We start from the raw sequence: 23,476 nt of genomic DNA, 5'->3' as shown, positions 1-23,476 counted from the left end.
CCGGCACCACCACCGACCAGCAGGCCCAGGGCAAGACCAAGATGCAGACCGACGAGCAGGCTCAGGGCAAGGCCGGCACCATCACCGACCAGCAGGCCCAGGGCAAGGCCTCGACACAGGATACGACGTCGACCGGTTCCATCAACAACGTGACGGTGGAGCAGAAAACCCAAGTCACTCAGATCATCCGGGAGACGAAGGTCGAGCCTGTGTCCAATGTCAATTTTGACATCAGCGTCGGCGTCGAAGTTCCGCGGCACAAGGTCAGGCTGCATCGGCTGCCGGCTCGTATCGTCAAGATCGTTCCCGCTTACGAAAGCTACGAGTATTTCGTGCTTGCGGACGGTCGGATCGTCATCGTTGATCCGGATACGTTCAAGATCGTGCTGATTTTGACCTGATATGTCCGACGGGTGGTCCGCCCTCCAGAGGGCGGACCGTCATTGCCGGACTGCTATGGATTCAAAGCAACTCCGAAGAGAACCGCAAGCGGCAGGTGATACAATCTGCCACCGCATGGCGGACTCGGCTAGAGACGCCCGAGCACGACCAGGATTATGACTATAAGCAGCAGAAGACCGAGGCCGCCGCCCCCGTAATAGCCGGTGCCGTAGAATGGCCCGCCGCCAAGTCCACTAAAGCCGCCAAGCAATGCGATAATCAGAATGATGATAAGAATTGTGCCGAGACCCATGACTTGCTCTCCTGTTTGCGGCTTCGCGCCGTGTAGACGGAGCGGCGGTCGCCGGCTGATGAGAATATGAACTCGCTACAAGCCTTCCTGTTCCCGATTGAGACCTCATCGACGCTGCAAGGTCTGGCCGCTCAAAGTTGTTTAGGCGAACAAAGGTCATCCCGAGACGCCCGAGTAGCCCCGGTCTTTCAGCAATCCAGCGAGATGGGCGGCGTTTGAGGCTGCCATTTCGATCGCACCCGAGACTTTTTCCGGAGTTGCCGGCAGGTCGACATAGTTGACGTCCTCCATCGCCTCGCCAACCCAGTAGACCCCGCCATTGGCCGGGATGGTGAAGCCGACATCGTTCAATGCCTGAAAGCATTCCGCGTGGCAGTGATGCGCACCGTCCTCATTACCGACGATGGCCACCAGGGCCACCTTTCCTGCTGCCGGCATTCGCCCTCTGTCATCCGTCTCCTCGAGAAAGGCATCCATCCGCTCCAGGACGCGCTTGGCCACACTCGAGGGCTGGCCAAGCCAGATCGGAAGCCCGAGCACGAAGATGTCGGCCGCCAGTATCTTCTTTCTGAGTTTCGGCCAATCGTCGCCCTCGCCCATGTCGGAGAGCACGCCGGGCTTGATATCGTGGCTGAGCGCACGCACGATCTCGCCCTTCACATCGTATTGCATCAACGCCGCCAGGACATCGGCGAGCAACCGATCGGTGGAGGATTTTTCCCTGTCGTTCGAAGCTTTGAGCGAGCAATTGAGTGCGAAGGCCGTAAGCGGCATGTGAATCTCCCTGCATTGTCCTAATTGCAAACCGCCGCGACGACTTCGCGACTGCCCATTCGCCCGTTGCGGGATCGCCCGGCATTCTAACGCCAGGGTTAAATGCTTGTTCCGCAGGCGGACCAACAGGGCCGGTGGATGGCCCCCTCCTCCTACTTGGTGACGGTCGAGCCGGCTCAGAAAGCGGGCTGGTCCTTGAGCACAGACGTTGGAGAACGGACAGCGGCGAGCGACGCAGACTGAACTGGTGGGGCAACCTATTCGTTCGCTCTTCGTTTTCTTCTGAGTTCCCGAAAATGGATAGACGATGCTCGTCCAGACCCTCGAAGCAGGCGATATGCAGCTGGCGGTATCCACGGCCGGCGATCCGCGCCGACCGGCCTTGATCCTTCTGCACGGCTGGCCCCATTCCCGGAAAATCTATGATGGCGTGATCGATGAACTCGGCACACGGTACTTTACGCTGGCTTTCGATCTTCCGGAGATCGGTGAATCGCGTGGCACTCCGCCGTCGGCGGAAAAGAAGGTTCTTGCCGGTATTGTGATTTCAGCCGCCGAGGCGCTTGGGGCCAAATCCATCGTCGTTGCAGGCTTCGATGTGGGCGGCATGATTGCCTTCGCTGCTGCTCGCCATCATGGCGGTCGCATCGTCGGCGCGGTGCCGATGAATACGGTTATCCCCGGCCTTCATCCATGGACGAAGGTAGTCGCAAACCCGGGCATCTGGCACTTTGCGTTTCATGCGGTGCCTGAGTTGCCGGAGTTGCTGGTGACGGGCCATCAACGCGCCTACTTCGATTTTTTCTTCGATCTGCTCGCCGGCCGTCCCGAAGCATTGACCAATGAAATGCGGGAGACGTTGACGCAGGCCTATGCGAGGCCGGAGGCACTTAAGGCCGGTTTTGATTGGTATCGCGCGTTCAAGCAGGATGCCGAGGCCAATGCCCCGGCGCGCATCGAAGTTCCGATCCTCTATATCCGCGGCGACGCGGATTTTGGATCGATCGACGATTACCTCGAAGGTCTGAGGATGTCTGGCGCAAAGAACCTGCAAGGTCACATGATCGCCAACTGCGGCGAATTCCTGCCGATCGAGGCACCGGCAGAATTCGTCAAGGCGCTGGTGGAATTCGCACCGAGATAGTGAAGCGATCAGCGTTATGCAGGTGCCTACTGGCTCGTGGAAGTTACGCGCCAGACCGTGTTCCCGACATCGTCGGCGATCAGCAGCGCGCCGGATTTGTCGACGGCAACGCCGACGGGCCGCCCGTGCGCCTTGTTGTCCTTGCCGAGGAAACCGGTGACGACGTCCTGCGGCTTGCCATCTGGATGACCGTCTTTGAACGGCACGAAAACGACCTTGTAGCCGTTGAAGCTCTTGCGGTTCCAGCTACCATGCTCGCCAACAAAGGCGCCGTTGCGATAGAGCTCCGGCAGGTTGGTTCCAGTGTAGAACGTCAAGCCCAGAGGTGCGACGTGGGAACTCAAGGCATAGGCGGGAGGGATCGCCTTGGCGACGAGGTCCGGCCGCTGCGGCATCACGCGCGGGTCGACATGCTGACCATAGTAGCTGTACGGCCAACCATAGAACGCGCCGTCCTTGACCGAGGTCATGTAGTCGGGAACCAGATTAGGACCGAGCTCGTCGCGCTCGTTGATCACAGCCCACAGCGCGCCGCTCTGCGGCTCCCAACTCAGCCCGTTGGGATTGCGCAGGCCGCTCGCGAAAATACGATAGCGGCCAGTGGCCCTGTCGACTTCCCAGATGGCGGCCCGGTCCTTTTCCGCCTGGATGCCGTTCTCGGTGATGTTGCTGTTGGATCCGATGCCGACATACAGCCGAGACCCGTCGGGGCTGGCCACGAGAGACTTTGTCCAGTGGTGATCGATAGGTCCGCCGGGCAATGGCGTCAGCACGGCGCCCGGCGCGGTGATCTTGGTGTCGCCCGACGTGTAGGGATAACGCACGATGGCGTCGGTGTTGGCGACGTAGAGATCGTTGCCGACCAGGGCCACGCCAAAGGGCGAATTGAGATGATCGAGGAAGACCTCCTGGACATCGGGCAGACCATCGCCGTTCGTATCCCGCAGCAGGGTGATACGGTTGCTTCCTTCGGTGCCGCCGCCCGAGGTCGCCATCGACTCGATCCAGCCCATGATCAGGTCTTTCGGCCGCTTGATCGCGGCACCGGGCGGCGCCACGGATTCGACCACCAGAACGTCACCATTCGGCAATGTGTAAAGCGAGCGCGGATGCCTCAAGCCCTTGGCAAAGGCCTGGATTTGCAAACCCTTGGCGACGGTCGGCTTCTCGTCTTGTTTCCAACCGACGACCGACGCGACATGCATGGGCGGCACCAGATACTGAATAGGTTCAGGCAGCGTCGGGTTTGCTCCGACCTGATCGGTGGGATCCGGTTCGTTATCGCTGCATGCGGGCAGCGCCAAAATCGATCCGAACAGCAGACCGAGGCTCGCGATACGCCGGATATGTCTGGCGGAGACATTCATTCGACCACCTCCACGTGAGTGCGACCGGAGCTCCATCCCAGCAGTCCCAGCAAGAGGATAACGATCACGGCGACGGCGGACAGGATGAGCCCCGTCGGCACGACCGAGGTCCAGGCATCACGGCTGTGCACCAGTGCGTTGAAGAGCGATATGACGAGCACGACGAGGCTGCCAAGGAGATATGGCCATGCAGGCCCGGCTTGACGGGCAATTCGGCCGGTAGACAAATCGACAAGTGCTGCAAGGACCGCGAGCACGCCTACAACCAGGCCGGCAAGGAGCAGCCAGGCGGAAAAATCTGCCCACATCATTTCAGCGCTTCGCCAATAGGCAACGTCGGTCAGCAATGTGCCGACGAAACATGCGTTTGCGACCGCCATCGGCGTTTTATGGAACGGACGCCTGGCTGCCACCAACACGGATCGGGCACGGGCCATGGACATTCTCCACCTTTGAAGCTGTACCTGTCCTCCAAACCAACTTGTGGTTGGGAGGTTCCCGGAACCGTTTTGCGTTCAAGAACTCGTGATGGCGCTGGCAATGCGACAGAACGGCTCGGCGCGCGATGCTCATGCGGAGTTGGCGCGCAATGTCCTCAAGGTGATCGAGTAGCGGTGCAGGTCAACCGCCGGAATGCTGTGCTCCCATTCCATGCGCGATGGTCCGGTCATGAGATACGCCGACCTTGGTTCGACGACGATGGTCCGGCGGTCCCATTTGGTGCCATTCTTCCGCCGGAGCCGGAAGCTGCAAGGCGCCAGCAACGAAACACCCGCAACGTCTTCGAAATGAGGCTTGTCTCGATGCCAGCCGATGCCGGCGCCGGGCCGGTATTCGTTGATCAACACTTGCGCGAAGGCGTTGGCGGGCCGGCCTGCCAACGCTGCGATCTTGTCGCGCAGGGACAGCAGGAAGTCAGGGATCGGCGGCGCCTCGACGACCTGGCGTCTGTCGTAGTCGTAACGCAGGCCAAAACCGACGACGCGCCGGTTTGCCAGATGGCCATGGAAATCGAACGCCTCGAACGGCAGGCCTTCCAGATGCCGGGCGAGTTCCGTTTCTTCTTGCGCCGTGATCAACTCGGGCTGATAGAAGAAACCTTCCGGCAGGTCGTCGGCAGCACCAAAGAGATCGTGCTGAAGCCCGGATGAGCCGGAGTCGAGTGTTTTCGATTTGGGTGTCGCCATCCCAGCTAAGATGGTGAAGGCCAGCCCGCCTGGCAATATCGGAACCTGGCCAGCCAATCTGCACCCACCCTGCGGACGTCACCCCAACGACGGACAGGGCCTGCCAATCCGGACTTTATCGAGGGACTGTATTCAACTCAGGATTTCGCGAGCATGCCTTGAACGCGACCGAGGGAGTTGCGTGCATGTACGTACGGTTCTTACCAAACCGTGAGCCTTCGTTGCCAGTTGCTTGTCGGCAACTAGATTGGCAACGCGGCATCCCCAAAACATGCCGCAGTGGCCGGCGCGGGTTTAGGCAACGGTGTCTCACCGGCATCATCGCGCCGGCCACTCGAAATGTCCTGTTGTCGGCTCAGTGGCGGAGAAGCCTCCGTTGGCCCGGCGCGCTCAAACGAGAGGCCGCTCCTGCCTCGCGGGATGCTTCGAGCCCAAATCTCCGACCAGCCGGCGGTACTGGGTTTCGGGTGGACCGTAAGAATCTCGCGCCAACGTCATGAGACCGTCTCGATCGCGGATCGTAATCTCTCCGCGGCGCGCTCGGATATAACCATAACTTTCGATCATCTGGAGGCCGACGGTAACCCCCGGACGCCTCACACCAAGCATGATGGACAGAAATTCATGGGTTATCATAAGCCTGTCGCCGACAGTGCGGTCGCTGCACATCAAAAGCCATCTTGCCAGTCGAACTTCCAGGCTCTGCCGCGCGTTGATCGATGCCGTATAGCTTGTCTGAACATGGAAATATTGGACATAGCGCAACAGGAACGACCGCAATGTAGGGCTGTCCTCCAGGGCTTCGACGAAGGGGACAGCCTCTATCCGGAGAGCCTCGCATGTCGACTGGACGTAACAATCAAAGTTGGCCTGGTCGTCCCCCATGACCAGGGCCGAACCGGTCATTCCTTCGAACCCGATGATTCCGACTTCGGCTTCGGTCGCAGGCGAAGTCCTCGCCACTACCGAGGCCAGCCCGCTTTCCAGAAAATAGACGGCTTCGATCTTCTGCCCCGCGGTCTCCAGCGGCGCGCGCAACTCAAGAAAAACACTCACCAGATGCGGACGTAGCCGCGCGAAATCGTCCGCGCTCATCCGGCGAAGCAATTCGCTCTTGGCTTGCAGTGTCTGGTAATCCACGAGACTCTTTTCCCTTGGGCAAGAGCACTGGGATCTCTTAGCCGGCCGCGCCCGTCGAACGAGCGGACGGTAACGAACCATAGACTTCGTCTCGCGCAGCACTAGACGGGCGGGCGCGTTGGTATGAAACCGACAGTTACTGCTGAAGACTCGAAGGCCTTGTTGGCTGACTATCTTTCGCCAGCAAACGAGCCTCCCGCAGGATAGAGGCGCGATCGAACCCGAGGAGCGATATGATTTCGCGTATCTGTTGTTCAGTGGCGCCTGTATCCCGCGCCAGCGCGGTCATCGCGCCCACTGGCAGACCGGGGTGCTCGGGCTCCTTCGCCGTGCAACACCATGCCTCGTGATGGGCAAGAGCGATGGTCACTCCCAAGCGTCAGCGCCCCAACTGTGCTGCTGACGATTTCCTTTTGTACGCTTCCGTACGGAGCTTTGCGAGTCAATTCGGACGGAGGCTGAGTTGAGGCTTCTAGCGTCCTTGCGTCGTCCGTCCGTCGCCCCCGGAATTGTTCGGAACGATTGCTCGGCTGAGAGGTTCAAATATTCCACCCAACAGGAGTCTCGAAAGATGGATCACACCAACCACGTACGCCTCACAAGCACCGAACTGACACCAGACATTCTCGAAGACGCCACGATTTACGACGCAGACGACAACAAAGTCGGCAGCGTTTCGCATGTGCACGGCTCAGGAGCCGCCAGTCAGGTCGTCATCGATGTCGGCGGCTTTCTCGGCATTGGCGCCAAGCCGGTGGCCGTTCCCGCAAGCCAGTTGGAATTCATGCGCGATGAAGACGGCGACGTTCACGCGGTGACGAACTGGACCAAGGATCAGCTCAAGAGCATGCCCGAGCATCACGATGCATGATTTCAAGGACTTCACCTTGAACGGGAGCGGCCACTCGGCCGCTCTCTCTTAGGCGCAACAGGGTGGACAGACGATGCGGCGCGAAACCGGAGCCTGCTTCTGCGGAGGGATCGCCGCAGCCCTGGACGGAGAGCCTTTCTGGATATGCTACGATCACGACGACGATTGCCGCCGGGCCATCGGAAGTCCGCTGACGATCTGGGTTGGTTACCGGCCGAAGCAATTTCAGCTCCTTAGAGGGACGCCGAAGGCCTTTTCCGAAACGCCAGGCGTCACCCGCACGTTCTGCCCAGACTGTGGAAGCTCGATAGGCTATAGCGACGAAGGCCTGCCGGACGAGTTCTATGTGACGATCGGCTTCTTTGACAACCCTGAAGGGTTTCGGCCGCAAGCCCATGCCTATTGGGACCTGAGGCTGCCGTGGATCGAGTTTGATGACAGCCTGCCACGCATCGACCGATATTCAAGGAAGCGCGACCCGAAGTTCGGCAACCCGCGCGACCGGTAGTCGCGGTGCGTGACGCCAGGATCGGCGGAACCTGACGATCGCTAACGGGTTATTCGGGCAGACCTGTCGGGTGCGACCATGCCATCGACCGTGATCCGAAATGCGCAATACGATCCCGCCACCAGGATCCTGTCGGTCTGGTTTGTGCCGAGCGGCAGACGCTACGAATATGAGGATGTTGCACCGGCAACTTATGCCGCTTTCACCAAAGCTTCCTCAAAAGGCCGCTTCTTCAATGAGTTCATCCGCGACCGCCATCGGTACCGCCGCGTGGCGTGACAAGTTTGGACATGAGCAGGCGATGCACGGAACCTGACCGGCATCGTCTCGTTGACGTCTCGTCGTCGAAGCAAGCCAGGCAACGACAGTGTTCATCTGGACATGCTCAGGTGTTCGCACCGGCAAAGATCGATCGGAAAAGGCTTCAAGGGAGTTCAAGAGCCATGACGGCCAAGAGGCAGAAGACCGAAAGCAAGGACAAGAAGGCATTGCGCTTGGCAGAGACCACCGACGTCTCACCCAAGCAGGCCAAGGAGCTCATGCAAAAGCATGGCAAGGACAACCCCAAGGTCGAGAAGGAAGCCAGAAACTTCAAGGCGGAAGGATAGGATCCGCATGAGGCGACCTGTATGGCCCTTGCAGGTGATCGGCCAGGCAATTCGGGATTAAGGGGGTGCCCCGGCCTTTTCGGCCGCGAGCGCAAAAGGAAAGCGCAGCACCAGGTTGCGGTTCTCGTCAAAAATCTCGAAGGTCAATCCGGTACGCAGCGGCCTGCCATGCAGCAGCTCTTCGGCAAGGATTTCCTTCGCCGACGCCATCGCGTTTTCCTCAGCGCTCGCGAGATCAGAAAATTCCTGGCCCTCGGGATCCTCCTGCAAGCTTCCGCTCTCATCTCGAAGGTCGAAAAAGTACCTGGACATGCCGACTGAACTCCTGCTCATCGCGACGGTGGCATCGGAAGCGCCTGCCTCAGACTTCAGTGCCTGATGTCCCCGGATTGTCGAAGAGCACAGCGAGGCCATGCTCGATGGCGCAGGCCGCTATCAGATCATCGAAGGCCTTTCCGGAAACCGGGCAACTTGGCATCACCTCTCGAATTGCGGTCCCGGCCTTGGCGGTAGAGATCACATCGTGGCGTTTCTTGCGTGTCTCGACATATTGCTCGACCAGGATTTTCAGGCGCCTCACCGCAACGTCGTCCGTAAACATGGATTCCTCAGCCAATGCCTGAAGTAAGGCTGTCGGCCTGATCATCCGCCGACGATCTCGGGGTTAGCCGGGATTGCTCGCACAATATTTCTATGGGCAGTTGGTTCCCCCGACCGCTTGCTTGGTAATTTTCGTACAGGGAATACCCTTGCCCGCGCTTTCATCGGGCCGAATCGACAGCCGATTTTCCGATGCCGAGGCGAGCGTTCAGGCTTGCATCACCATGCGGATGTGACGTGCAACGACACTTTCCTCATCGGTCGCAATCACCCGTACTTCCACCTTGCTCTCGGGACGACTGAGGATCTCGGCGTGGGTGTTGTTGGCGCGATCTTCAAGCACCACGCCAAGCCAGGTCAATTTTTCGCATATGGCCTTGCGGATGGTCGCGGACCGTTCGCCGATGCCGGCGGTGAACACCAGGCATTCAAGGCCACCCATCGTGTTTGCAAGCGCCGCGGCCTCTCTCGCGGCGCGAAAGGCGAAAAGCGCCATCGCCTCTTGCGCGCGAGGATCATTGCTCGCTTCGAGCGTCCTCATGTCGCCGGAAATACCGGATACGCCGAGCAGGCCCGACTTCTCGTAGAGCATCGCCTGCAGTTCTTCCGCCGCGATGCCTCTTTCCAGCAGGAAATACAACAGCACGCCGGGATCGATGGCGCCGCACCGCGTGCCCATGACGAGGCCATCCAGGGCCGAAAAACCCATCGTGGTATCGATGCTTTTGCCCCCGTGCAGGGCGCAAAGACTTGCCCCATTGCCGAGATGGGCGACGATCGTGTGTTTCGCCGCGAAAATTGGCGATATCTCGCTGAGCCGCCCGGCGATGTATTCATAGGAGAGACCGTGGAACCCGTAGCGGCGCAAGCCTTGCTCTTCATACTGGCGCGGAAGGGCAAAGCGCCGCACGAGCGGATCGATCGTCTGGTGGAAAGCGGTGTCGAAACAGCCAACCTGTGGCAGGTCCGGTTGCAAGGCGGCTATTGCACGGACGGGCGCGAGACTGCGAGGCTGATGCAGCGGAGCAAGCGGCGTAAGTTTGTCGATGGCGTCGATGATGTCTGGGGTCAGACGGACAGGTTCGATGAACTCGCTTCCGCCATGCACGATGCGATGGCCGGCGCAGATCAGGTTTCTTTCCCCAATTTCGCCCTGCACCCAATTCAGCATCTCGCCTATGGCCGCGTCACGCCGCTTGTCGGCGGTGAGCGGACGATCGCACTGCACCGTTCCGTCGGCCGCTTTTGCGCGCAGTGTGGGTTTGTCGCCCAGGTCCAGCGTGCCGCGTGAAACGAGTTGCATATCCCGTGATGAGACAAGATCGTAAAGCGCGAACTTGATGCTGGACGAGCCGGCATTCAGCGCCAGGATCGACCGACGCGTCATTGGCGCCCCTTTGTCGCGGCTTTGTCGGGCCAGCTCCATTTCTGGATTTCGGGCATGTCTTCGCCGTGCTCGCGCACATAGGCCTTGTGCTTCGCCAACCTGCCGTGGAGTTCGCCGGCAAGCCCTTCGGCCCTTTCGGCCAGTCCCGGCACGCGTTCGATGGCGGCGAGCGCGAGATGGTAGCGGTCGAGTTCATTGAGCACCACCATGTCGAATGGCGTCGTCGTGGTGCCCTCCTCGCGGAAGCCATGCACATGCATGTTGTCATGGTTGGCGCGGCGGTATGTCAGGCGATGAATGAGATAGGGATAGCCGTGATAGGCGAAGATGACGGGCCGTGTTTTCGTGAACAACGCGTCGAAGTCCCCGTCGGGCAGGCCGTGCGGATGCTCCGTGTTCGACTGCAATGTCATCAGATCGACAACATTGACGACGCGGATTTTCAGGTCGGGGATCGCGGAGCGCAGAATGTCTGTCGCGGCCAGTGTTTCCAGGGTCGGCACATCGCCGGCGCAGGCCATGACCACATCGGGCTCCTCGTGCTGAGCAACCGTGCCGGCCCATTCCCAGATGCCCGCTCCAGCTTTGCAATGCGCTCCGGCTTCTTCAATGGACAGCCATTGCGGTCCCGGCTGCTTGCCGGCGGTGATGACATTGATGCGGTTATAGGTTCTCAGGCAATGATCGGTGATCCACAACAGGGTGTTGGCGTCCGGCGGGAAATAGAGCCTTACCGTGTCGGCCTTCTTGTTGGCGACCAGATCGGCAAAGCCCGGATCCTGATGGCTGAAACCATTGTGATCCTGCCGCCAGACATGCGAGGTCAAAAGGTAATTGAGCGAGGCGATCGGCTTGCGCCAAGCGAGCTCGCCGGAGGTCTTCAGCCATTTGGCATGCTGGTTGACCATCGAATCGACGATATGAATGAAGGCCTCATAGCATGAAAACAGGCCATGGCGGCCGGTGAGCAGATAGCCTTCAAGCCAGCCCTGGCAGAGATGCTCGCTCAGCACTTCCATGACGCGACCATCACGGGAAAGATGGACGTCATAGGGCTCGATGCGCTCCATCCAGATCCGATCGGTGACCTCGAACACGTCGTCGAGGCGGTTGGAGGATGTCTCGTCCGGCCCCATCAGGCGGAAGTTTCGCGCCTCGGCATTGAGGCGGAACACCTCGCGAAGATAGCTTCCGCAAATCCGCGTCGCCTCGGCAATGACGCCACCTGGACGCGGCACTTCCAGGGCCAGGCTTTTCCAATCTGGAAGCATCAGATCGCGCTTCAGCAGGCCGCCATTTGCGTACGGGCTTGCGCCCATGCGCCTTGTCCCTGTCGGGGCAAGTGCCGCAAGCTCCGGCAACAGGTGCCCGCTTTCGTCGAACAGCTCTCCCGGTTCGTAGCTTCGCATCCAGTTTTCGAGGATCTTGCGGTGCTCCTCATTCCCTCGAGCGTTCGATACCGGCACTTGATGCGAGCGCCAGAAACCCTCGACTTTTTCGCCATCGACCTCCTTCGGCCCGGTCCATCCCTTGGGGCTGCGCAGCACGATCATCGGCCATTTCGGGCGTTGACCATGCCATCCCGGCGCCCGTGCCTGCTCCTGAATGGAACGGATGCGATCGAGCACCGTGTCGAGCGTCGCGGCCATGGACCGGTGCATGGCAAGCGGCTCGTGGCCTTCGACGAAGAACGGTTCGTAGCCATAGCCGGCGAAAAGGTCTCGCAATTCCTGATCGTCCATGCGGCCGAGGATCGTCGGATTGGCGATCTTGTAGCCGTTTAGATGCAGGATCGGCAGGACGGCGCCGTCCGACGCTGGGTTCAGGAACTTGTTGGAATGCCATGCCGCCGCCAGCGGACCGGTCTCGGCTTCGCCGTCACCAACGACGCAGGCAACCACCAGACCCGGATTGTCGAAGGCCGCACCGAAGGCATGAACCAATGCATATCCCAATTCGCCGCCCTCATGGATGGAGCCTGGCGTCTCGGGCGCGGCATGGCTTGGCACGCCACCGGGAAAGGAAAACTGCCGGAACAGTTTCCTGAGGCCGTCTTCGCCCTGCCCGATATCGGGATAGATCTCGCTATAGGTGCCCTCGAGCCATGTGTTGGCGACCATTGCGGGACCGCCATGGCCCGGGCCGCAGATAAACAGAACATCGAGGTCGCGTTCGCGGATAACGCGGTTCAGATGCAGGTAGAGAAAATTCAGGCCCGGCGTCGTGCCCCAATGGCCAAGTAACCGAGGCTTGACGTGCTCGGCCTTCAACGGTTCGCGCAACAGCGGATTGTCGAGCAGATAGATCTGGCCGACCGAGATGTAATTCGCGGCGCGCCAGTAACGGTCCATGAGGTCGATCCGTTCGTGGCCGATAGCCTGCGGCGTCGCGGCAGCCTTGTCGTTCATCGACATCTCCAGCTTTCGGTTCGCTGGTGATAACTGGGGCATCTTTGCGCTTGAGCAACCCCCGACTGCCGCCGTCCGGGACAGTGTCGCGACCCGAGCGGCCAAGAGAGGTCGCTATCCCGCTGGAGCGAGCGGCTCTGTCCGCAAATAGGCGGGAACCTTGAAGTCCTCCAGCGGTTAGAAACTGGAATCGCGAAGGCCAGGTTCAAGGCAGCTACCGCGAAGGACAACCTCGAAGCGTTGCACCAAAGGGAGCTAAAAAATGCTCGATCTTCCTCGTGCCCGTGATCGAATGGTCAATATCCACGTCGGCCGGCGTGGCATCCATGACCGTGAAATTCTGCAGGCGATGCGCGAAGTTCCACGCGAGGCCTTCGTAGAACCCGGTTTCGAGGAATTTGCTTATGAAGACACGCCGCTGCCGATCGCCGACGGCCAGACCATATCGCAACCCTACATCGTCGCATTCATGATCGAAATGGCGGACGTCAAACCGGGTGACCACGTGCTCGAAATCGGCACCGGCTCGGGTTACGCCGCCGCGGTGATGAGCCGGATCGTCGAACAGGTCTACACCATAGAGCGTCATCCCGGTTTGGCAGAAACGGCGAAACGGCGGTTTGAAAAACTCGGCTATCGAAACATCGAGGTCCGGACAGGCGATGGCACCAAGGGCTGGCCGCAGGCGGCGCCGTTCGATGCCATCGTGGTGACAGCCAGCGGTCCCGGCGCACCGCTCGCCCTTCAGGAGCAACTCGATGTCGGCGGCAGGCTCGTCATTCCGGTCGGCGACGACCCCGATTTGCAACGCCTGCTCAAAGTCACCCGGACAGGTGCCGCAACCTACAGCGAGGAGGATTTCGGCGGCGTGCGCTTCGTCCCTCTCATCGGCGAGCAGGGTTGGTCGGAAAACGGCACCGTCACCAAGGTCGGTCGTCCACTTCGACATCCGCATCCAATCAGCCTGCCCGATATGATCGCGGCCGCGGCTGAACCGCTGCCCGATTTCGACGATCCGGCCTTCGGCGCATTGTTCGACCGGTTCGCCGACCGGCGCGTCGTTCTGCTTGGCGAGGCAAGCCATGGCACGTCCGAGTTCTACAGGGCGCGCGCGGCGATCACCCGCAGGCTTATCGAACGGCACGGCTTCACCATCGTCGCGGTCGAGGCGGACTGGCCCGATGCGGCGGCGATCGACCGCTACGTTCGCCATCGTCGGCCGCGAACAGGCGCCGGTGCGCCATTCCAGCGGTTTCCGACGTGGATGTGGCGCAACACCGATGTCGCGGCCTTCTCCGACTGGATGCGCCGTCGCAACGAGAAGCTAGAACCTTCGGAGCAAGCAGGGTTCTACGGCCTGGACATCTACAATATGAGCGGGTCCATAGGCGCGGTCCTCGACTATCTCGACCGGGTCGATCCCCAGGCAGCCAAGATTGCACGCGAACGGTATGGTTGCCTGACGCCCTGGCAACACGAACCGTCTACCTACGGCCGTGCGGTGCTCACCGCCGGCTATAAAAAATGCGAGAAAGCCGTGCTGGAACAATGCCGGGACTTGCTCGCCAGACAACTCGATTATGCAAAACAGGACGGAACCGACTTTCTCGACGCCAGTCAGAATGCCCGGCTGATCGCGTCCGCCGAACACTACTACCGGATCATGTACTATGGCGGTGCGGAGTCCTGGAACCTGCGCGACACCCATATGTTCGAGACCTTGGAACATTTGTTGGACGCCGGCGGCCCCAACTCCAAGGCGGTGGTGTGGGCGCACAATTCCCATATCGGCGATGCCCGCTTTACCGAGATGGGTGTCGTCAGGGACGAACTGAACATCGGTCAGCTCTGCCGGCAGCGTTTCGGCGATGAGGCAGCGCTAGTCGGTATGGGCACGCATTCCGGCACTGTAGCGGCCGCAAGCGACTGGGATGGCGAAATGGAGGTGAAGCAGGTTCGCGCGTCGCACGCCGACAGCTACGAACGGCTTTGCCACGATTCTCTCGTGTCGCGGTTCCTGCTCGACCTCGGGCGCGACAAGACGCTGCGTGAGCGGCTGCTGGAACGCAGGCTGGAGCGATTCATCGGGGTAATCTACCGGCCGGAAACCGAGCTGGGCAGCCACTATGCGGACGCTTCCTTGCCCCAGCAGTTCGACGCGTTCCTATGGTTCGACAAAACCGCGGCAGTGACGCCGCTTGGCCCGGAGCATGCAAGAACCGGCGTTCCCGACACCTATCCATTCGGGCTCTAACCGGCGCGCGCGGCGAGCCGATGAAGCAGAGCCCTGGAACCGGAACGGTTATCTGGCTTGCATTTTTAAACTGAAATCCCGTCGAAGGAGTTTTCTCATGACCGGAACCAAACATCCGAAATGGAAAAAACCCAGCGATGCCGACTTGGCGAACAATCCTGGTATCGGGACTTCCAAGGGAACGATCAAGGAAGGCGAAGAGTTCGAGCTTGAAGGCGAGAACACGGTCGAAGGCGATGTCGAGAACGACACGACCGCTGCTGGCGGGATCGATCCAAGACAAAAGATGCGGACCAACAAATAGCATGCCGTTGGCATCGCTGCGATCAACTTCCCCGGAAGGAGTGAACCATGCCACTTGCCCTCAGCAGCGCCGCCTTTGCCGAAGGCGGACCAATTCCCGAAAGATATACACGAGACGGCAAAAACGTATCGCCGCCGCTGAAATGGTCTGGAGTACCGGACGACGCCAAAAGCCTCGTTCTCGTCGTTCAGGATCCTGATGCGCCGAGCGGAACGTTTGGTCATTGGGCGGTGTTCAACATCTCCGCGGAGACAAGGGAACTTCCCGAGGCGGAAAGCGGCAAGCCAGGTCCCGGTGCCCTTAGGCAAGCAACAAACGATTTTGGCAACGCCTATTACGACGGCCCTGAACCCCCGGTCGGACATGGCGTCCACCATTACCATTTCCGGCTGGCCGCGCTCGACACGCCGAGCCTTGCCATTCCGGCCAGCGCAGGCGTCGAGCGCATCTGGCGGGAGGCGCAGAAACACTCGCTCGAGCAGGCAGAACTCATCGGAACCTACGAACGCAATCCGTAAGTTGATGACCGAGGTGGCATTACCCTGCTGCTGCGCGGAACGGTTCTCCTCCTTGCCGGTTGTCTGGGAAAGGAGATGCCGCCATGTTTGGAGATATCATGTGGTTGGTCGTCGTTGCCGGCGGCCCATTGTTGCTGATCGTGCTGTTGGCCTATGCCGTTATCGCACGCCGCCGGCGTGGGCCCGCCGAACGAAGGGAAAGCGACCGGGCGACCGACCGGCTATACCAGGACAAGCGTTGATCCGCATCGCAAGATATCCGATCGGAAGACATCCAATCGGCAAGACAGGGGATCGTAAGCCGCAGCGGGCGACGACGATCCCCAACTGGGTCAGCGCATTATCCTTTGCCGCAACCACGCAAAGAACCTGCCGCTGACGGCTGAGCGGACTCGCGTCGCAGCCCAGCGCGCTTTCATGGTTGAGCCGACGTGGCAATCGCAGACGATGTCGTGCAACTGCCAGTCGTTCAGCTCGAAAAAGCGCTTTGCCTCGCCGTAGGTATCGTCTTTCAAACCCGATGCGCGCAGCACGGGATCTTCGAAAGCAACCGAAATTGCGGTTCCCTCGCCCCGCATCATTGCACGTGCTTCGGGGTGCAGATGTTCGGTGCCTGCAAACGCGCCAAGGCATCGCTCGGGATTACGCTCCAGCAGTTCAGCCCAGCGCTCTATGCGCTGATTTCGTGTCATTGCGGAATATGCAGCCGACGATTCAATCTTGGCGACGGCATGCAGTTGGTCGAGTGTTTGATGTTTCATGGCCAGCTCCTGTTGAGGCAGCGAAGCGCCCACGCCTTCAAGGGAATTACCGCGCCGTAATGCTTCGACAAGAGCGCCAGGCTGGAGAATTCGACACAACCGGATTGGGCCGGCGGGATCATAAACACACGTGCTGCGTTCATCGGCGGGGGCTGCTTGTGACAAGCCGCTGATCCGCGACGGGATGCATCCATGTTCATCCAGCCAATCGACTATTTCCTTGCCGTCTGGTTCGCTCTTGCCGCCGCCTCGACGCTCTATGTCGGCTTCGATCAATACCGCAACAATCCCGAACCGGTGGTGATGAAATGGGGTTTCATCCTGGTGACCCTCTATATGGGTCCATTGGGGCTGCTGCTTTATGTGCTTGCAGACAAGGAGCCACGACCGGGCGAGTATGAAGACTTCACCAGGCCGCTGTGGAAGCAGGGCGTCGGTTCGACCATCCACTGCGTTGCCGGCGATGCGACCGGCATCATTCTCGCGGCAGTCATCACGGCAACGCTTGGCCTGCCGATGTGGCTCGACCTCATCGTCGAATATCTGGCGGGTTTCGCCTTCGGCCTGTTCATCTTCCAGTCGCTGTTCATGAAATCGATGATGGGCGGCACCTACTGGGAGAATGTGCGCAAGAGCTTCCTGCCCGAGTTCATCTCGATGAATTTCATGATGGCCGGCATGGCGCCCGTCATGAGCTTCCTGATGATGGGGCGCGACATGCGCGCGATGGAGCCGACCGAGCTCTTGTTCTGGGGCGTGATGTCGATCGGCGTCATTGCCGGCTTCACACTTGCTTATCCCGCCAATGTCTGGCTGGTCGCCCGCGGACTGAAGCACGGGTTGATGACGCAGCGCCCGCAGGCGGCCGAAATGAGCAGTCGAGAGCCGACCGCCCAGCAACAGCACGCTACGCATCATGCCCGCGCCGGCGATGATCGACGACAAGGCCACGCCAACACATCCCACAAATCCAAACGCAACGGCCATCAGATGGAGACGGACGCCACGACGCCGCAGATAGCAGCCCTCGGCATGGTCTCGGTGCTGGCGCTGGCGATTGGCATGGCCGCACCGGCGAACTGGCTGAACCTGACGCTTTCGGCACGTGACGTCGGCGGGGCGATCATGCCGCAAGGCATGATCATGGGCCGCGACACGCCGGCGGAAGCCATGCGTGACATGGCTGCAACCGATCCGCATCGCGTCACGGCATCCTATGGCCTTGCCGCCAAGGGCGACCAGGAACTGCCATTCCGCCTGGAGAACGGCGTCAAGGTGTTCGACCTCAGGCCCTCAGTGGTCCGCTGGCAGATCCTGCCCAATGTCGCGGTCGACGCCTATGCCTACAACGGCCAGATTCCCGGTCCGCGCATCCACATTCGCCAGGGCGATAAGGTTCGCATCGACGTCACCAATGACCTGCCTGAGGAGACCACGGTGCATTGGCACGGCATGATCCTGCCGAACCAGATGGATGGGCCCGCCGAGATCACCCAGCCGCCGATCGAGCCTGGGCAATCCTATTCCTACGAATTCACCGCGACCCAGCACGGGACCTATTTCTATCATCCGCATGCCAAGCCGGACCGTACCCAGGCGCTGGGGCTCTATGGGGCGCTGATCATCGACCCTGCCAATCCCGCCGACGAGATTCAGGCTGACCACGACTATGTGATCGAACTTCAGGAATGGCTGGTGCGCGATGGACTGACCTATCCTTCGATGCCGATGGAAGGCGGTATGCCGAACTTCTTCACCATCAACGGCAAGGCCTATCCCGCAACCGACGCCATCCCCATGAAGGTGGGCGAGACGCTGAAGGTGCGTTTCATCGGCACCAATAATGGCTTCGTCCATCCCATGCATATCCATGGCGGACCCTTCGAGGTCGTCGCTCGTGACGGTGAGACGCTTCCTCCCTCGGCGCGCTTTCTGGCCGATACGATCAATGTCGGGCCAGGACAGCGCTATGACGTCGTCTGGAAGGCACGGCGTCCCGGCAAGTGGCTCATCCATTGCCACATCCCGCATCACACGACGAACAACAATGTCGAGGAAAAGGGCGGCGGCGGGCTGATGGTCGTGATCGACGTCGGTTAGATCTGCCACCCCCCTGTGGATTTACCTGTGTCATCCGGGGGCGCATTGTTGCGCGCTACTTCTTGATAATGGTTCCGTTGCGCAAGTCGAATGCTTCGGTACCGCGAGCCTGGCGGTAGAAATCATCCTGCAATTCACCCCATTCGCCGAGAAAGGCGCCGCAATTGCTGCAATGAATTGGCGTCGACTCGTTGGCGTCGTCGGGAATGTCCATTTGGATGGTCCCACAAGCCTTGCAATCGAGTTTGTCGTCCAGCCGTCGTCCCATTTCCCAATGATTGCGCATTTTCGACCATGAGCCAATTGTCGATTTCGTACCAAATCGCATCGACCATGGCTCATCGGTCAATCGCGAGAGTCAAAAAGGACGGCCAGACCCAGTTCCCGTGCCAGATCGACGATCGTCTCCATCAATTCATCATCTGTATCCTGCAAATAAGGCGCGTCCCTGCGAGCGGCCTCTATCGCCGCTTTGACCGAAACGATGTCGCCGTATCGCGCACTTCGAAGCTCTTCTGCCAGAAACGCCTTGGCGGTACCGACAGGTCTTATTGCCCATCTGGCGATGCTCATGCGGCTCCCTCCCATGGTCACCTCAGCTTCATTTTGATCCTGTCCAAGGTGCAGATCAATCGATGGTACGATTCCGTACGGAGCTGCCCAACCGGTTGGAGACAGCCGTGTGACGAACGCCTTGGCCAGGTTTTCGGCGTCTCTCTGGGGTGAGTTGGGGCGAAATCGCCCGGTGGGACCGGCCTTGCGGAACCATCGCTCAGCATGGGGGTTTCTTCAAAATCTCCCTCGAAGAATGCAAGGAGCGACCATGCGCATGTTGACGATAGCTGTCGCGCTTTCCGGGGCGGTCACCATTCAGCCCGTCTACGCCCAAACTATCGGACCGCAGCTTCCCCAGGTGACGCCACCGCAGGGCGAAGCGCAGCCGGAGCTGGCGCCGCCCGATCCAGGCTCTGCCGGTTTGAATTTCACCGGCGTCGCCATTGTCGCCGTCGAGGATTTGCCGGACGAAATCAAGGCGCAGGCCGATGCCGTGATTAACCAGACCAGCGCCGAAGATTTGCTTCGCCTGCAAAGCTCCGTCGATGCCTCACCTCAGGCGACGTCGGCTTTGAGAGCGAATGGGCTCAATTCCTCGCAGGTTGTCGCTGCAAACATAGATGGCGATGGCACGCTGACGCTGATCATTCAGACGACGACTTGAGGCATCGAACCATACGCATCACTGAATCGACGAAATGCAGTCGCGGAGAGCAGCAATGGTCGAAGCCGCCGTTCGCAACTTCACCATCAATTTCGGGCCACAGCATCCCTCCGCCCATGGTGTTCTTCGGTTGGTGCTCGAACTGGACGGCGAGATCGTCGAGCGTGCCGATCCGCATATTGGCTTGCTCCATCGAGGCACCGAAAAACTCATAGAGCACAAGAACTATTTGCAAGCGCTGCCCTATTTCGATCGGCTCGACTATGTCGCGCCGATGAACCAGGAGCATGCGTTCTGCCTCGCCGCCGAAAAACTGCTCGACATAACAGTTCCAAAGCGTGGGCAGCTTGTCCGTGTTCTTTTTTGCGAAATTGGCCGGCTTCTGTCGCATCTCCTCAATGTCACGACCCAGGCCATGGATATCGGCGCCCTGACGCCGCCGCTTTGGGGATTTGCGGAGCGCGAGAAGCTGATGGTCTTTTACGAGCGCGCCTCCGGCGCTCGCATGCATGCGAATTACTTCAGAATCGGCGGCGTGCACCAGGATTTGCCTGCGAAGCTTCTCGACGACATCTGGGCTTTCTGCGATCCGTTCCTCAAAGTCTGTGACAACCTCGACGATCTGCTCACCGGCAGCCGCATCTTCAAGCAGCGCAATGTCGATGTTGGTGTGATCGGGCTGGATGATGCCTGGCGCTGGGGGTTTTCCGGCGTGATGGTACGCGGATCGGGCGCGGCATGGGATTTGCGCAAGGCACAGCCATACGAATGTTACCCTGACATGGATTTCGACATCCCCGTCGGCAAGAACGGAGACTGCTATGACCGTTATCTCGTCCGTATGGAGGAGATGCGCCAGTCGGTGCGGATCATGAAGCAATGCCTGGAAAAACTGCGGTCACCCGAAGGCCAGGGGCCGGTCGCGATTCCGAACCAGAAGATCACGCCGCCGCGGCGCGCCACGATGAAACGCTCTATGGAAGCGACCATCCAGCATTTCAAACTTTATACCGAGGGGCATCGCGTGCCGGCGGGAGAAGTCTACGCCGCGGTTGAAGCGCCAAAGGGAGAATTCGGCGTTTATCTGGTTTCTGACGGGGGCAACGTCCCTTACCGGTGCAAAATACGTGCGCCATCTTTCGCCCATCTGCAGGCGATGGATTTCCTGTCTCGAGGGCACATGATCGCCGACGTTGCCGCGATCATCGGGTCGCTCGACATCGTGTTTGGCGAGATAGATCGTTAGTCCTCGGGAGGTTGCGCGCTTGCCCCGCGATGCAGAAACTCCCGTCTCATGCGTGGACGGGAGGCTCTTCATTCTCGTCGGGGTTGGGCAGCGGAGTCTCGTCCGGAAGCGTTTCCGGTTCGGGTTCCTCGATCGGCTCCGGCTTCCATGTTGGAGGCGGCACGGGCATATCGCGATTTGGGTCTGGCTGTCTTGGCTGTGGCATCTAACTATCTCCGTTCAGTCGGAACAACTCGTCCGCCGTGGCATGGTTCCTGGCAGAATCCAGTCATCGAGATCGTTGCGCCCTCAAGGCAGGCGCACGTTGGTCCGCCCACGGATGCCGGCGCAAAAGTTGCAGATCGTTCGGAACCGGTCGGATTTTCGAGCCGTTGTCGTCGAAATCGACCAAGGAGAAGCGTGATGAAGGACAAGTCAGGAGATATCGACCATACACTGCCGCAGGTCGCCATCGACGATCAGCAGGTGCGACAGCTGGCCGCCACGACCGATTTGCCGTCAAGGCAGGCACGCGAACTGGTGCGCCGTCACGGCAACGATCCCCGCAAGCTGGAAGAGTTGGCGAGGTCGATCAACGCCACCAACTGAGTCCAGGCCAATGGGCATCGACGGCGCAAGCCGTTGGCATCAGATTTCCAGCAAGGCGTAGGGGCGGCCGCCAGGTTTGGCCACATGCATGGCGACGTTGTAGACCTTGGCTCCGCCAGGCGTTTGGCCTTCGTAAGAACCGCGATGTGCATGACCGTGCACGACAGCACTGACCTGGAATCGATCGATCGTTTCGGCCAGACGTGAAGAGCCCAGAAACGGAAATATTTCCAGCGGTTCTCCCGCGACGGTGTCGGCAATCGGCGCGTAGTGAAGGATCACCAGCGTGCGCTTGGCCCGCACCTGGCGCATCGCATTTTCAAGTCGCATTGCCTCGTTCACGCTTTCCGCGACCATCGTCTTGATCGCCGGTTCCCCGAATGAGCCGAGCATGCGTGACCCGAAGCCGCCTATGAATCCCTTCACGCCGACAAAACCGACCTCCTCGATTTCGACTGTCTGCCCGTCGAGGAGGTGAACATGCGCCTGCCGCAGGATCTTCGTGACGTCTTCCACCGCACCGGACTCGTAGTCATGGTTGCCGAGCACCGCCACAACCGGGATCGAGCAGTTGCGCAGATCCTCGGCCAGCATCTCCGCTTCACGAGGCTTGCCGAGATTGGTCAGATCTCCCGTGAGAACGAGAATGTCCGCTTCGCTCGATATCTCGCCGAAGAGGTCTCGATACGAGTTTTGTGCATCTTCCCGCACATGGAGATCCCCGACCGCGGCAACTTTGAGCGCGCGTGCGCCGTCCTTGGGCGCGCTGCTCTTGACGGGATCAGCCATCACGGAATTCTCCCACACCACCGACGCCGGCGAAGCCCCATTCCTTGACGTCGATCTCGTAGTCGGTTTGCGAAAGCAGCCGCCCACGGCAGATCTTCATCCTTGGAGACGGCAATTGCCGTTGCTTGGCGAGGCGGTCGAGCAATTCATCGAGCAACCACGCCGGGATATGATCCCGCTCGCTCGGATAGATCCATCTGAAATTGATAAGCTGCATCAACAGAACCTCCCAATGAACCTCCAGATAAGAAAGCAGCCGGTGCCAATCGATCTGATCGCCCGCCTTGAGAATCGTATGAGCGATATCGGCGCCGTCGTGTCGCCCTCTGTCCTGGATAAAGCATTTGGACCAGATGAGTTCGGTCGGGCCGATGATCCGCACCCTGCTGCCCAACAGCTCGGTTTGGCGGGCGTGTTCCAGCCACAGGTCGCCAACAGGCACCGTGCCGTTGGCCGAGCCGAAGATGACGTCGAAGAAATGCGTGCCCTTGAACACCTTGCCGAGCCACCTGTCGTCCTCGATTTCGACGGCATATCCAAGCTGCTTGAAATGGGCGAGGATCCGCGCGTAGTCGCCTGCCTTGCAGAAGATATCGAGGTCCTTGGTCTGGCGGGTGACACCCGTATAGGCGCTTACCGCGTAGGTCCCGGCGACCAGAAAGGGAATGTCGGTGGCGGTAAGCTCGCGGATTGCTTCGGTATAAAATACCTCCGCCTCGGCATTTTTGAGCGTCGGCGCCGCCTTTGCGTCAATCATGGGAAGCGAGACCAGAACGTTTTCAGGCAATGGGCCATTGGTCATGAAACGATGACTCCGAATCCGGCAACCGGCAGTCGCCCGCTGTGGTAACAACGTGAACCCCGCCTGGTTCCGCTACCGGGCGGCCAGCCAAAGGTTCATTCTCGTCACGTACTGGAAATTTCGGGATCGCGCCTGCCGATCCAAGCCCGGCCCAACGTCATCGCCGGCGCGCAAGTCTCTATGTCGCCTCGGAATCGGCCCATGCCG

29 protein-coding genes are annotated in these 23,476 nt (G+C 60.0%); 14 read left to right on the top strand and 15 right to left on the bottom strand.

Annotated elements, in window-relative coordinates; translation table 11 throughout:
• On the top strand, window positions 1–401 hold a 401-nt coding region (locus M729_RS0127740), incomplete at its 5' end, for a DUF1236 domain-containing protein (protein WP_027163499.1).
• A 128-nt stretch (window positions 402–529) separates the two neighbouring features.
• Here M729_RS0127740 and M729_RS1000000137795 read toward each other — a convergent pair.
• Both M729_RS1000000137795 and M729_RS0127730 read right to left on the bottom strand, forming a co-directional pair.
• Complete coding sequence (locus M729_RS1000000137795) at window positions 530–694, bottom strand: DUF3309 family protein (RefSeq protein ID WP_013531546.1); 165 nt, start codon at window positions 692–694, stop codon at window positions 530–532.
• Between the two features lie 156 nt (window positions 695–850).
• Window positions 851–1,468, bottom strand: a complete 618-nt coding sequence (locus M729_RS0127730; protein ID WP_024505224.1) for an NAD(P)H-dependent oxidoreductase — start codon at window positions 1,466–1,468, stop codon at window positions 851–853.
• 307 nt (window positions 1,469–1,775) lie between these two features.
• Here M729_RS0127730 and M729_RS0127725 point away from each other — a divergent pair, with 307 nt between their 5' ends.
• Entirely contained in the window at window positions 1,776–2,612 is an 837-nt protein-coding gene (locus M729_RS0127725; RefSeq protein WP_013531544.1) for an alpha/beta hydrolase, read from the top strand.
• Window positions 2,613–2,638: 26 nt separating this feature from the next.
• Here the strand turns inward: M729_RS0127725 and M729_RS0127720 are convergent, their stop codons facing one another.
• The 4 genes from M729_RS0127720 to M729_RS0127705 all read right to left on the bottom strand — a co-directional run bounded on the left by M729_RS0127720 (window position 2,639) and on the right by M729_RS0127705 (window position 6,306).
• The gene (locus tag M729_RS0127720; protein ID WP_027163498.1) at window positions 2,639–3,979 is read right to left on the bottom strand and encodes a sorbosone dehydrogenase family protein; all 1,341 of its coding nucleotides are present in this window, start codon (window positions 3,977–3,979) and stop codon (window positions 2,639–2,641) included.
• On the bottom strand, window positions 3,976–4,416 hold the full coding sequence (locus M729_RS0127715) for a DUF2231 domain-containing protein (RefSeq protein ID WP_050596360.1): 441 nt from the start codon (window positions 4,414–4,416) through the stop codon (window positions 3,976–3,978). Before M729_RS0127715 ends, M729_RS0127720 begins: the two co-directional genes overlap by 4 nt.
• Before the next feature lie 132 nt (window positions 4,417–4,548).
• Window positions 4,549–5,166: an alpha-ketoglutarate-dependent dioxygenase AlkB gene (locus M729_RS0127710; protein ID WP_032809461.1), complete on the bottom strand. Its 618-nt coding sequence runs from the start codon at window positions 5,164–5,166 to the stop codon at window positions 4,549–4,551.
• Between the two features lie 390 nt (window positions 5,167–5,556).
• Window positions 5,557–6,306 carry a Crp/Fnr family transcriptional regulator gene (locus M729_RS0127705; protein WP_027163495.1) on the bottom strand — a complete coding sequence of 250 codons (750 nt, stop codon included), beginning with the start codon at window positions 6,304–6,306 and terminating at the stop codon, window positions 5,557–5,559.
• A 571-nt stretch (window positions 6,307–6,877) separates the two neighbouring features.
• Between M729_RS0127705 and M729_RS0127695 the strand changes: the two genes are divergently transcribed.
• The 4 genes from M729_RS0127695 to M729_RS1000000137790 all read left to right on the top strand — a co-directional run bounded on the left by M729_RS0127695 (window position 6,878) and on the right by M729_RS1000000137790 (window position 8,293).
• Window positions 6,878–7,177 (top strand): PRC-barrel domain-containing protein, encoded by a 300-nt coding sequence (locus tag M729_RS0127695; protein WP_013531539.1) that lies wholly within the window; start codon window positions 6,878–6,880, stop codon window positions 7,175–7,177.
• A 73-nt stretch (window positions 7,178–7,250) separates the two neighbouring features.
• On the top strand, window positions 7,251–7,685 hold the full coding sequence (locus tag M729_RS0127690) for a GFA family protein (protein ID WP_027163494.1): 435 nt from the start codon (window positions 7,251–7,253) through the stop codon (window positions 7,683–7,685).
• 78 nt (window positions 7,686–7,763) lie between these two features.
• Window positions 7,764–7,964, top strand: coding sequence for a KTSC domain-containing protein (locus tag M729_RS0127685; protein ID WP_013531537.1), 201 nt, complete (start codon window positions 7,764–7,766; stop codon window positions 7,962–7,964).
• A 164-nt stretch (window positions 7,965–8,128) separates the two neighbouring features.
• Window positions 8,129–8,293, top strand: coding sequence for a hypothetical protein (locus M729_RS1000000137790; protein WP_084652738.1), 165 nt, complete (start codon window positions 8,129–8,131; stop codon window positions 8,291–8,293).
• A gap of 57 nt (window positions 8,294–8,350) precedes the next feature.
• Here M729_RS1000000137790 and M729_RS1000000137785 read toward each other — a convergent pair whose 3' ends face one another.
• From M729_RS1000000137785 to M729_RS0127660, 4 genes are all read right to left on the bottom strand, one after another.
• Window positions 8,351–8,563: a hypothetical protein gene (locus M729_RS1000000137785; RefSeq protein WP_063168031.1), complete on the bottom strand. Its 213-nt coding sequence runs from the start codon at window positions 8,561–8,563 to the stop codon at window positions 8,351–8,353.
• 91 nt (window positions 8,564–8,654) lie between these two features.
• Window positions 8,655–8,894: a hypothetical protein gene (locus tag M729_RS0127670; protein ID WP_027163493.1), complete on the bottom strand. Its 240-nt coding sequence runs from the start codon at window positions 8,892–8,894 to the stop codon at window positions 8,655–8,657.
• Between the two features lie 207 nt (window positions 8,895–9,101).
• Complete coding sequence (locus tag M729_RS0127665) at window positions 9,102–10,280, bottom strand: acetate/propionate family kinase (protein WP_027163492.1); 1,179 nt, start codon at window positions 10,278–10,280, stop codon at window positions 9,102–9,104.
• A complete protein-coding gene (locus tag M729_RS0127660) occupies window positions 10,277–12,688 on the bottom strand; it encodes a phosphoketolase family protein (RefSeq protein WP_024505216.1) in 2,412 nt (803 codons plus the stop codon). Before M729_RS0127660 ends, M729_RS0127665 begins: the two co-directional genes overlap by 4 nt.
• A gap of 262 nt (window positions 12,689–12,950) precedes the next feature.
• Here M729_RS0127660 and M729_RS0127655 point away from each other — a divergent pair, with 262 nt between their 5' ends.
• The 4 genes from M729_RS0127655 (at window position 12,951) to M729_RS1000000137780 (ending at window position 16,006) form a co-directional block, all read left to right on the top strand.
• On the top strand, window positions 12,951–14,942 hold the full coding sequence (locus tag M729_RS0127655) for a protein-L-isoaspartate(D-aspartate) O-methyltransferase (protein WP_013531531.1): 1,992 nt from the start codon (window positions 12,951–12,953) through the stop codon (window positions 14,940–14,942).
• A 97-nt stretch (window positions 14,943–15,039) separates the two neighbouring features.
• Window positions 15,040–15,246, top strand: a complete 207-nt coding sequence (locus M729_RS0127650) for a hypothetical protein (RefSeq protein ID WP_013531530.1) — start codon at window positions 15,040–15,042, stop codon at window positions 15,244–15,246.
• Window positions 15,247–15,293: 47 nt separating this feature from the next.
• A complete protein-coding gene (locus M729_RS0127645; RefSeq protein WP_013531529.1) occupies window positions 15,294–15,764 on the top strand; it encodes a YbhB/YbcL family Raf kinase inhibitor-like protein in 471 nt (156 codons plus the stop codon).
• A gap of 83 nt (window positions 15,765–15,847) precedes the next feature.
• On the top strand, window positions 15,848–16,006 hold the full coding sequence (locus M729_RS1000000137780; RefSeq protein ID WP_013531528.1) for a hypothetical protein: 159 nt from the start codon (window positions 15,848–15,850) through the stop codon (window positions 16,004–16,006).
• Window positions 16,007–16,096: 90 nt separating this feature from the next.
• On the opposite strand, the gene M729_RS0127635 is transcribed toward M729_RS1000000137780, so the two are convergent.
• Window positions 16,097–16,525: a hypothetical protein gene (locus tag M729_RS0127635; protein WP_013531527.1), complete on the bottom strand. Its 429-nt coding sequence runs from the start codon at window positions 16,523–16,525 to the stop codon at window positions 16,097–16,099.
• A 192-nt stretch (window positions 16,526–16,717) separates the two neighbouring features.
• Here M729_RS0127635 and M729_RS0127630 point away from each other — a divergent pair, with 192 nt between their 5' ends.
• Complete coding sequence (locus M729_RS0127630) at window positions 16,718–18,625, top strand: DUF4396 domain-containing protein (RefSeq protein WP_027163490.1); 1,908 nt, start codon at window positions 16,718–16,720, stop codon at window positions 18,623–18,625.
• A 55-nt stretch (window positions 18,626–18,680) separates the two neighbouring features.
• Here M729_RS0127630 and M729_RS1000000137775 read toward each other — a convergent pair whose 3' ends face one another.
• Window positions 18,681–18,839 carry a hypothetical protein gene (locus tag M729_RS1000000137775; protein ID WP_013531525.1) on the bottom strand — a complete coding sequence of 53 codons (159 nt, stop codon included), beginning with the start codon at window positions 18,837–18,839 and terminating at the stop codon, window positions 18,681–18,683.
• 131 nt (window positions 18,840–18,970) lie between these two features.
• Entirely contained in the window at window positions 18,971–19,198 is a 228-nt protein-coding gene (locus M729_RS0127620; RefSeq protein WP_027163489.1) for a hypothetical protein, read from the bottom strand.
• Between the two features lie 250 nt (window positions 19,199–19,448).
• Between M729_RS0127620 and M729_RS0127615 the strand changes: the two genes are divergently transcribed.
• The 3 genes from M729_RS0127615 (at window position 19,449) to M729_RS01000000135900 (ending at window position 21,678) form a co-directional block, all read left to right on the top strand.
• Window positions 19,449–19,844 carry a hypothetical protein gene (locus M729_RS0127615; RefSeq protein WP_013531523.1) on the top strand — a complete coding sequence of 132 codons (396 nt, stop codon included), beginning with the start codon at window positions 19,449–19,451 and terminating at the stop codon, window positions 19,842–19,844.
• Window positions 19,845–19,899: 55 nt separating this feature from the next.
• Window positions 19,900–21,090: an NADH-quinone oxidoreductase subunit D gene (locus tag M729_RS0127610; RefSeq protein ID WP_013531522.1), complete on the top strand. Its 1,191-nt coding sequence runs from the start codon at window positions 19,900–19,902 to the stop codon at window positions 21,088–21,090.
• Between the two features lie 402 nt (window positions 21,091–21,492).
• Entirely contained in the window at window positions 21,493–21,678 is a 186-nt protein-coding gene (locus tag M729_RS01000000135900) for a hypothetical protein (RefSeq protein WP_013531520.1), read from the top strand.
• 39 nt (window positions 21,679–21,717) lie between these two features.
• Here the strand turns inward: M729_RS01000000135900 and M729_RS0127595 are convergent, their stop codons facing one another.
• Both M729_RS0127595 and M729_RS0127590 read right to left on the bottom strand, forming a co-directional pair.
• Window positions 21,718–22,467 (bottom strand): metallophosphoesterase, encoded by a 750-nt coding sequence (locus M729_RS0127595; protein WP_013531519.1) that lies wholly within the window; start codon window positions 22,465–22,467, stop codon window positions 21,718–21,720.
• Entirely contained in the window at window positions 22,460–23,269 is an 810-nt protein-coding gene (locus M729_RS0127590; protein ID WP_013531518.1) for a nucleotidyltransferase family protein, read from the bottom strand. Before M729_RS0127590 ends, M729_RS0127595 begins: the two co-directional genes overlap by 8 nt.
• Between the last annotated feature and the right edge of the window lie 207 nt (window positions 23,270–23,476).

It is taken from the genome of Mesorhizobium sp. WSM1293 (assembly GCF_000513875.1).
GTDB lineage: Bacteria > Pseudomonadota > Alphaproteobacteria > Rhizobiales > Rhizobiaceae > Mesorhizobium > Mesorhizobium ciceri.
This window is presented reverse-complemented; position numbering and strand designations above follow the sequence as displayed.

Coding starts and splice junctions, on each gene's coding strand:
- M729_RS1000000137795 (WP_013531546.1), bottom strand. CDS start 694: ATGGGTCTCGGCACAATTCTTATCATCATTCTGATTATCGCATTGCTT.
- M729_RS0127730 (WP_024505224.1), bottom strand. CDS start 1,468: ATGCCGCTTACGGCCTTCGCACTCAATTGCTCGCTCAAAGCTTCGAAC.
- M729_RS0127725 (WP_013531544.1), top strand. CDS start 1,776: ATGCTCGTCCAGACCCTCGAAGCAGGCGATATGCAGCTGGCGGTATCC.
- M729_RS0127720 (WP_027163498.1), bottom strand. CDS start 3,979: ATGAATGTCTCCGCCAGACATATCCGGCGTATCGCGAGCCTCGGTCTG.
- M729_RS0127715 (WP_050596360.1), bottom strand. CDS start 4,416: ATGGCCCGTGCCCGATCCGTGTTGGTGGCAGCCAGGCGTCCGTTCCAT.
- M729_RS0127710 (WP_032809461.1), bottom strand. CDS start 5,166: ATGGCGACACCCAAATCGAAAACACTCGACTCCGGCTCATCCGGGCTT.
- M729_RS0127695 (WP_013531539.1), top strand. CDS start 6,878: ATGGATCACACCAACCACGTACGCCTCACAAGCACCGAACTGACACCA.
- M729_RS0127690 (WP_027163494.1), top strand. CDS start 7,251: ATGCGGCGCGAAACCGGAGCCTGCTTCTGCGGAGGGATCGCCGCAGCC.
- M729_RS0127685 (WP_013531537.1), top strand. CDS start 7,764: ATGCCATCGACCGTGATCCGAAATGCGCAATACGATCCCGCCACCAGG.
- M729_RS1000000137790 (WP_084652738.1), top strand. CDS start 8,129: ATGACGGCCAAGAGGCAGAAGACCGAAAGCAAGGACAAGAAGGCATTG.
- M729_RS0127670 (WP_027163493.1), bottom strand. CDS start 8,894: ATGTTTACGGACGACGTTGCGGTGAGGCGCCTGAAAATCCTGGTCGAG.
- M729_RS0127665 (WP_027163492.1), bottom strand. CDS start 10,280: ATGACGCGTCGGTCGATCCTGGCGCTGAATGCCGGCTCGTCCAGCATC.
- M729_RS0127660 (WP_024505216.1), bottom strand. CDS start 12,688: ATGAACGACAAGGCTGCCGCGACGCCGCAGGCTATCGGCCACGAACGG.
- M729_RS0127655 (WP_013531531.1), top strand. CDS start 12,951: ATGCTCGATCTTCCTCGTGCCCGTGATCGAATGGTCAATATCCACGTC.
- M729_RS0127650 (WP_013531530.1), top strand. CDS start 15,040: ATGACCGGAACCAAACATCCGAAATGGAAAAAACCCAGCGATGCCGAC.
- M729_RS0127645 (WP_013531529.1), top strand. CDS start 15,294: ATGCCACTTGCCCTCAGCAGCGCCGCCTTTGCCGAAGGCGGACCAATT.
- M729_RS1000000137780 (WP_013531528.1), top strand. CDS start 15,848: ATGTTTGGAGATATCATGTGGTTGGTCGTCGTTGCCGGCGGCCCATTG.
- M729_RS0127635 (WP_013531527.1), bottom strand. CDS start 16,525: ATGAAACATCAAACACTCGACCAACTGCATGCCGTCGCCAAGATTGAA.
- M729_RS0127630 (WP_027163490.1), top strand. CDS start 16,718: ATGTTCATCCAGCCAATCGACTATTTCCTTGCCGTCTGGTTCGCTCTT.
- M729_RS1000000137775 (WP_013531525.1), bottom strand. CDS start 18,839: ATGGACATTCCCGACGACGCCAACGAGTCGACGCCAATTCATTGCAGC.
- M729_RS0127620 (WP_027163489.1), bottom strand. CDS start 19,198: ATGAGCATCGCCAGATGGGCAATAAGACCTGTCGGTACCGCCAAGGCG.
- M729_RS0127615 (WP_013531523.1), top strand. CDS start 19,449: ATGCGCATGTTGACGATAGCTGTCGCGCTTTCCGGGGCGGTCACCATT.
- M729_RS0127610 (WP_013531522.1), top strand. CDS start 19,900: ATGGTCGAAGCCGCCGTTCGCAACTTCACCATCAATTTCGGGCCACAG.
- M729_RS01000000135900 (WP_013531520.1), top strand. CDS start 21,493: ATGAAGGACAAGTCAGGAGATATCGACCATACACTGCCGCAGGTCGCC.
- M729_RS0127595 (WP_013531519.1), bottom strand. CDS start 22,467: ATGGCTGATCCCGTCAAGAGCAGCGCGCCCAAGGACGGCGCACGCGCG.
- M729_RS0127590 (WP_013531518.1), bottom strand. CDS start 23,269: ATGACCAATGGCCCATTGCCTGAAAACGTTCTGGTCTCGCTTCCCATG.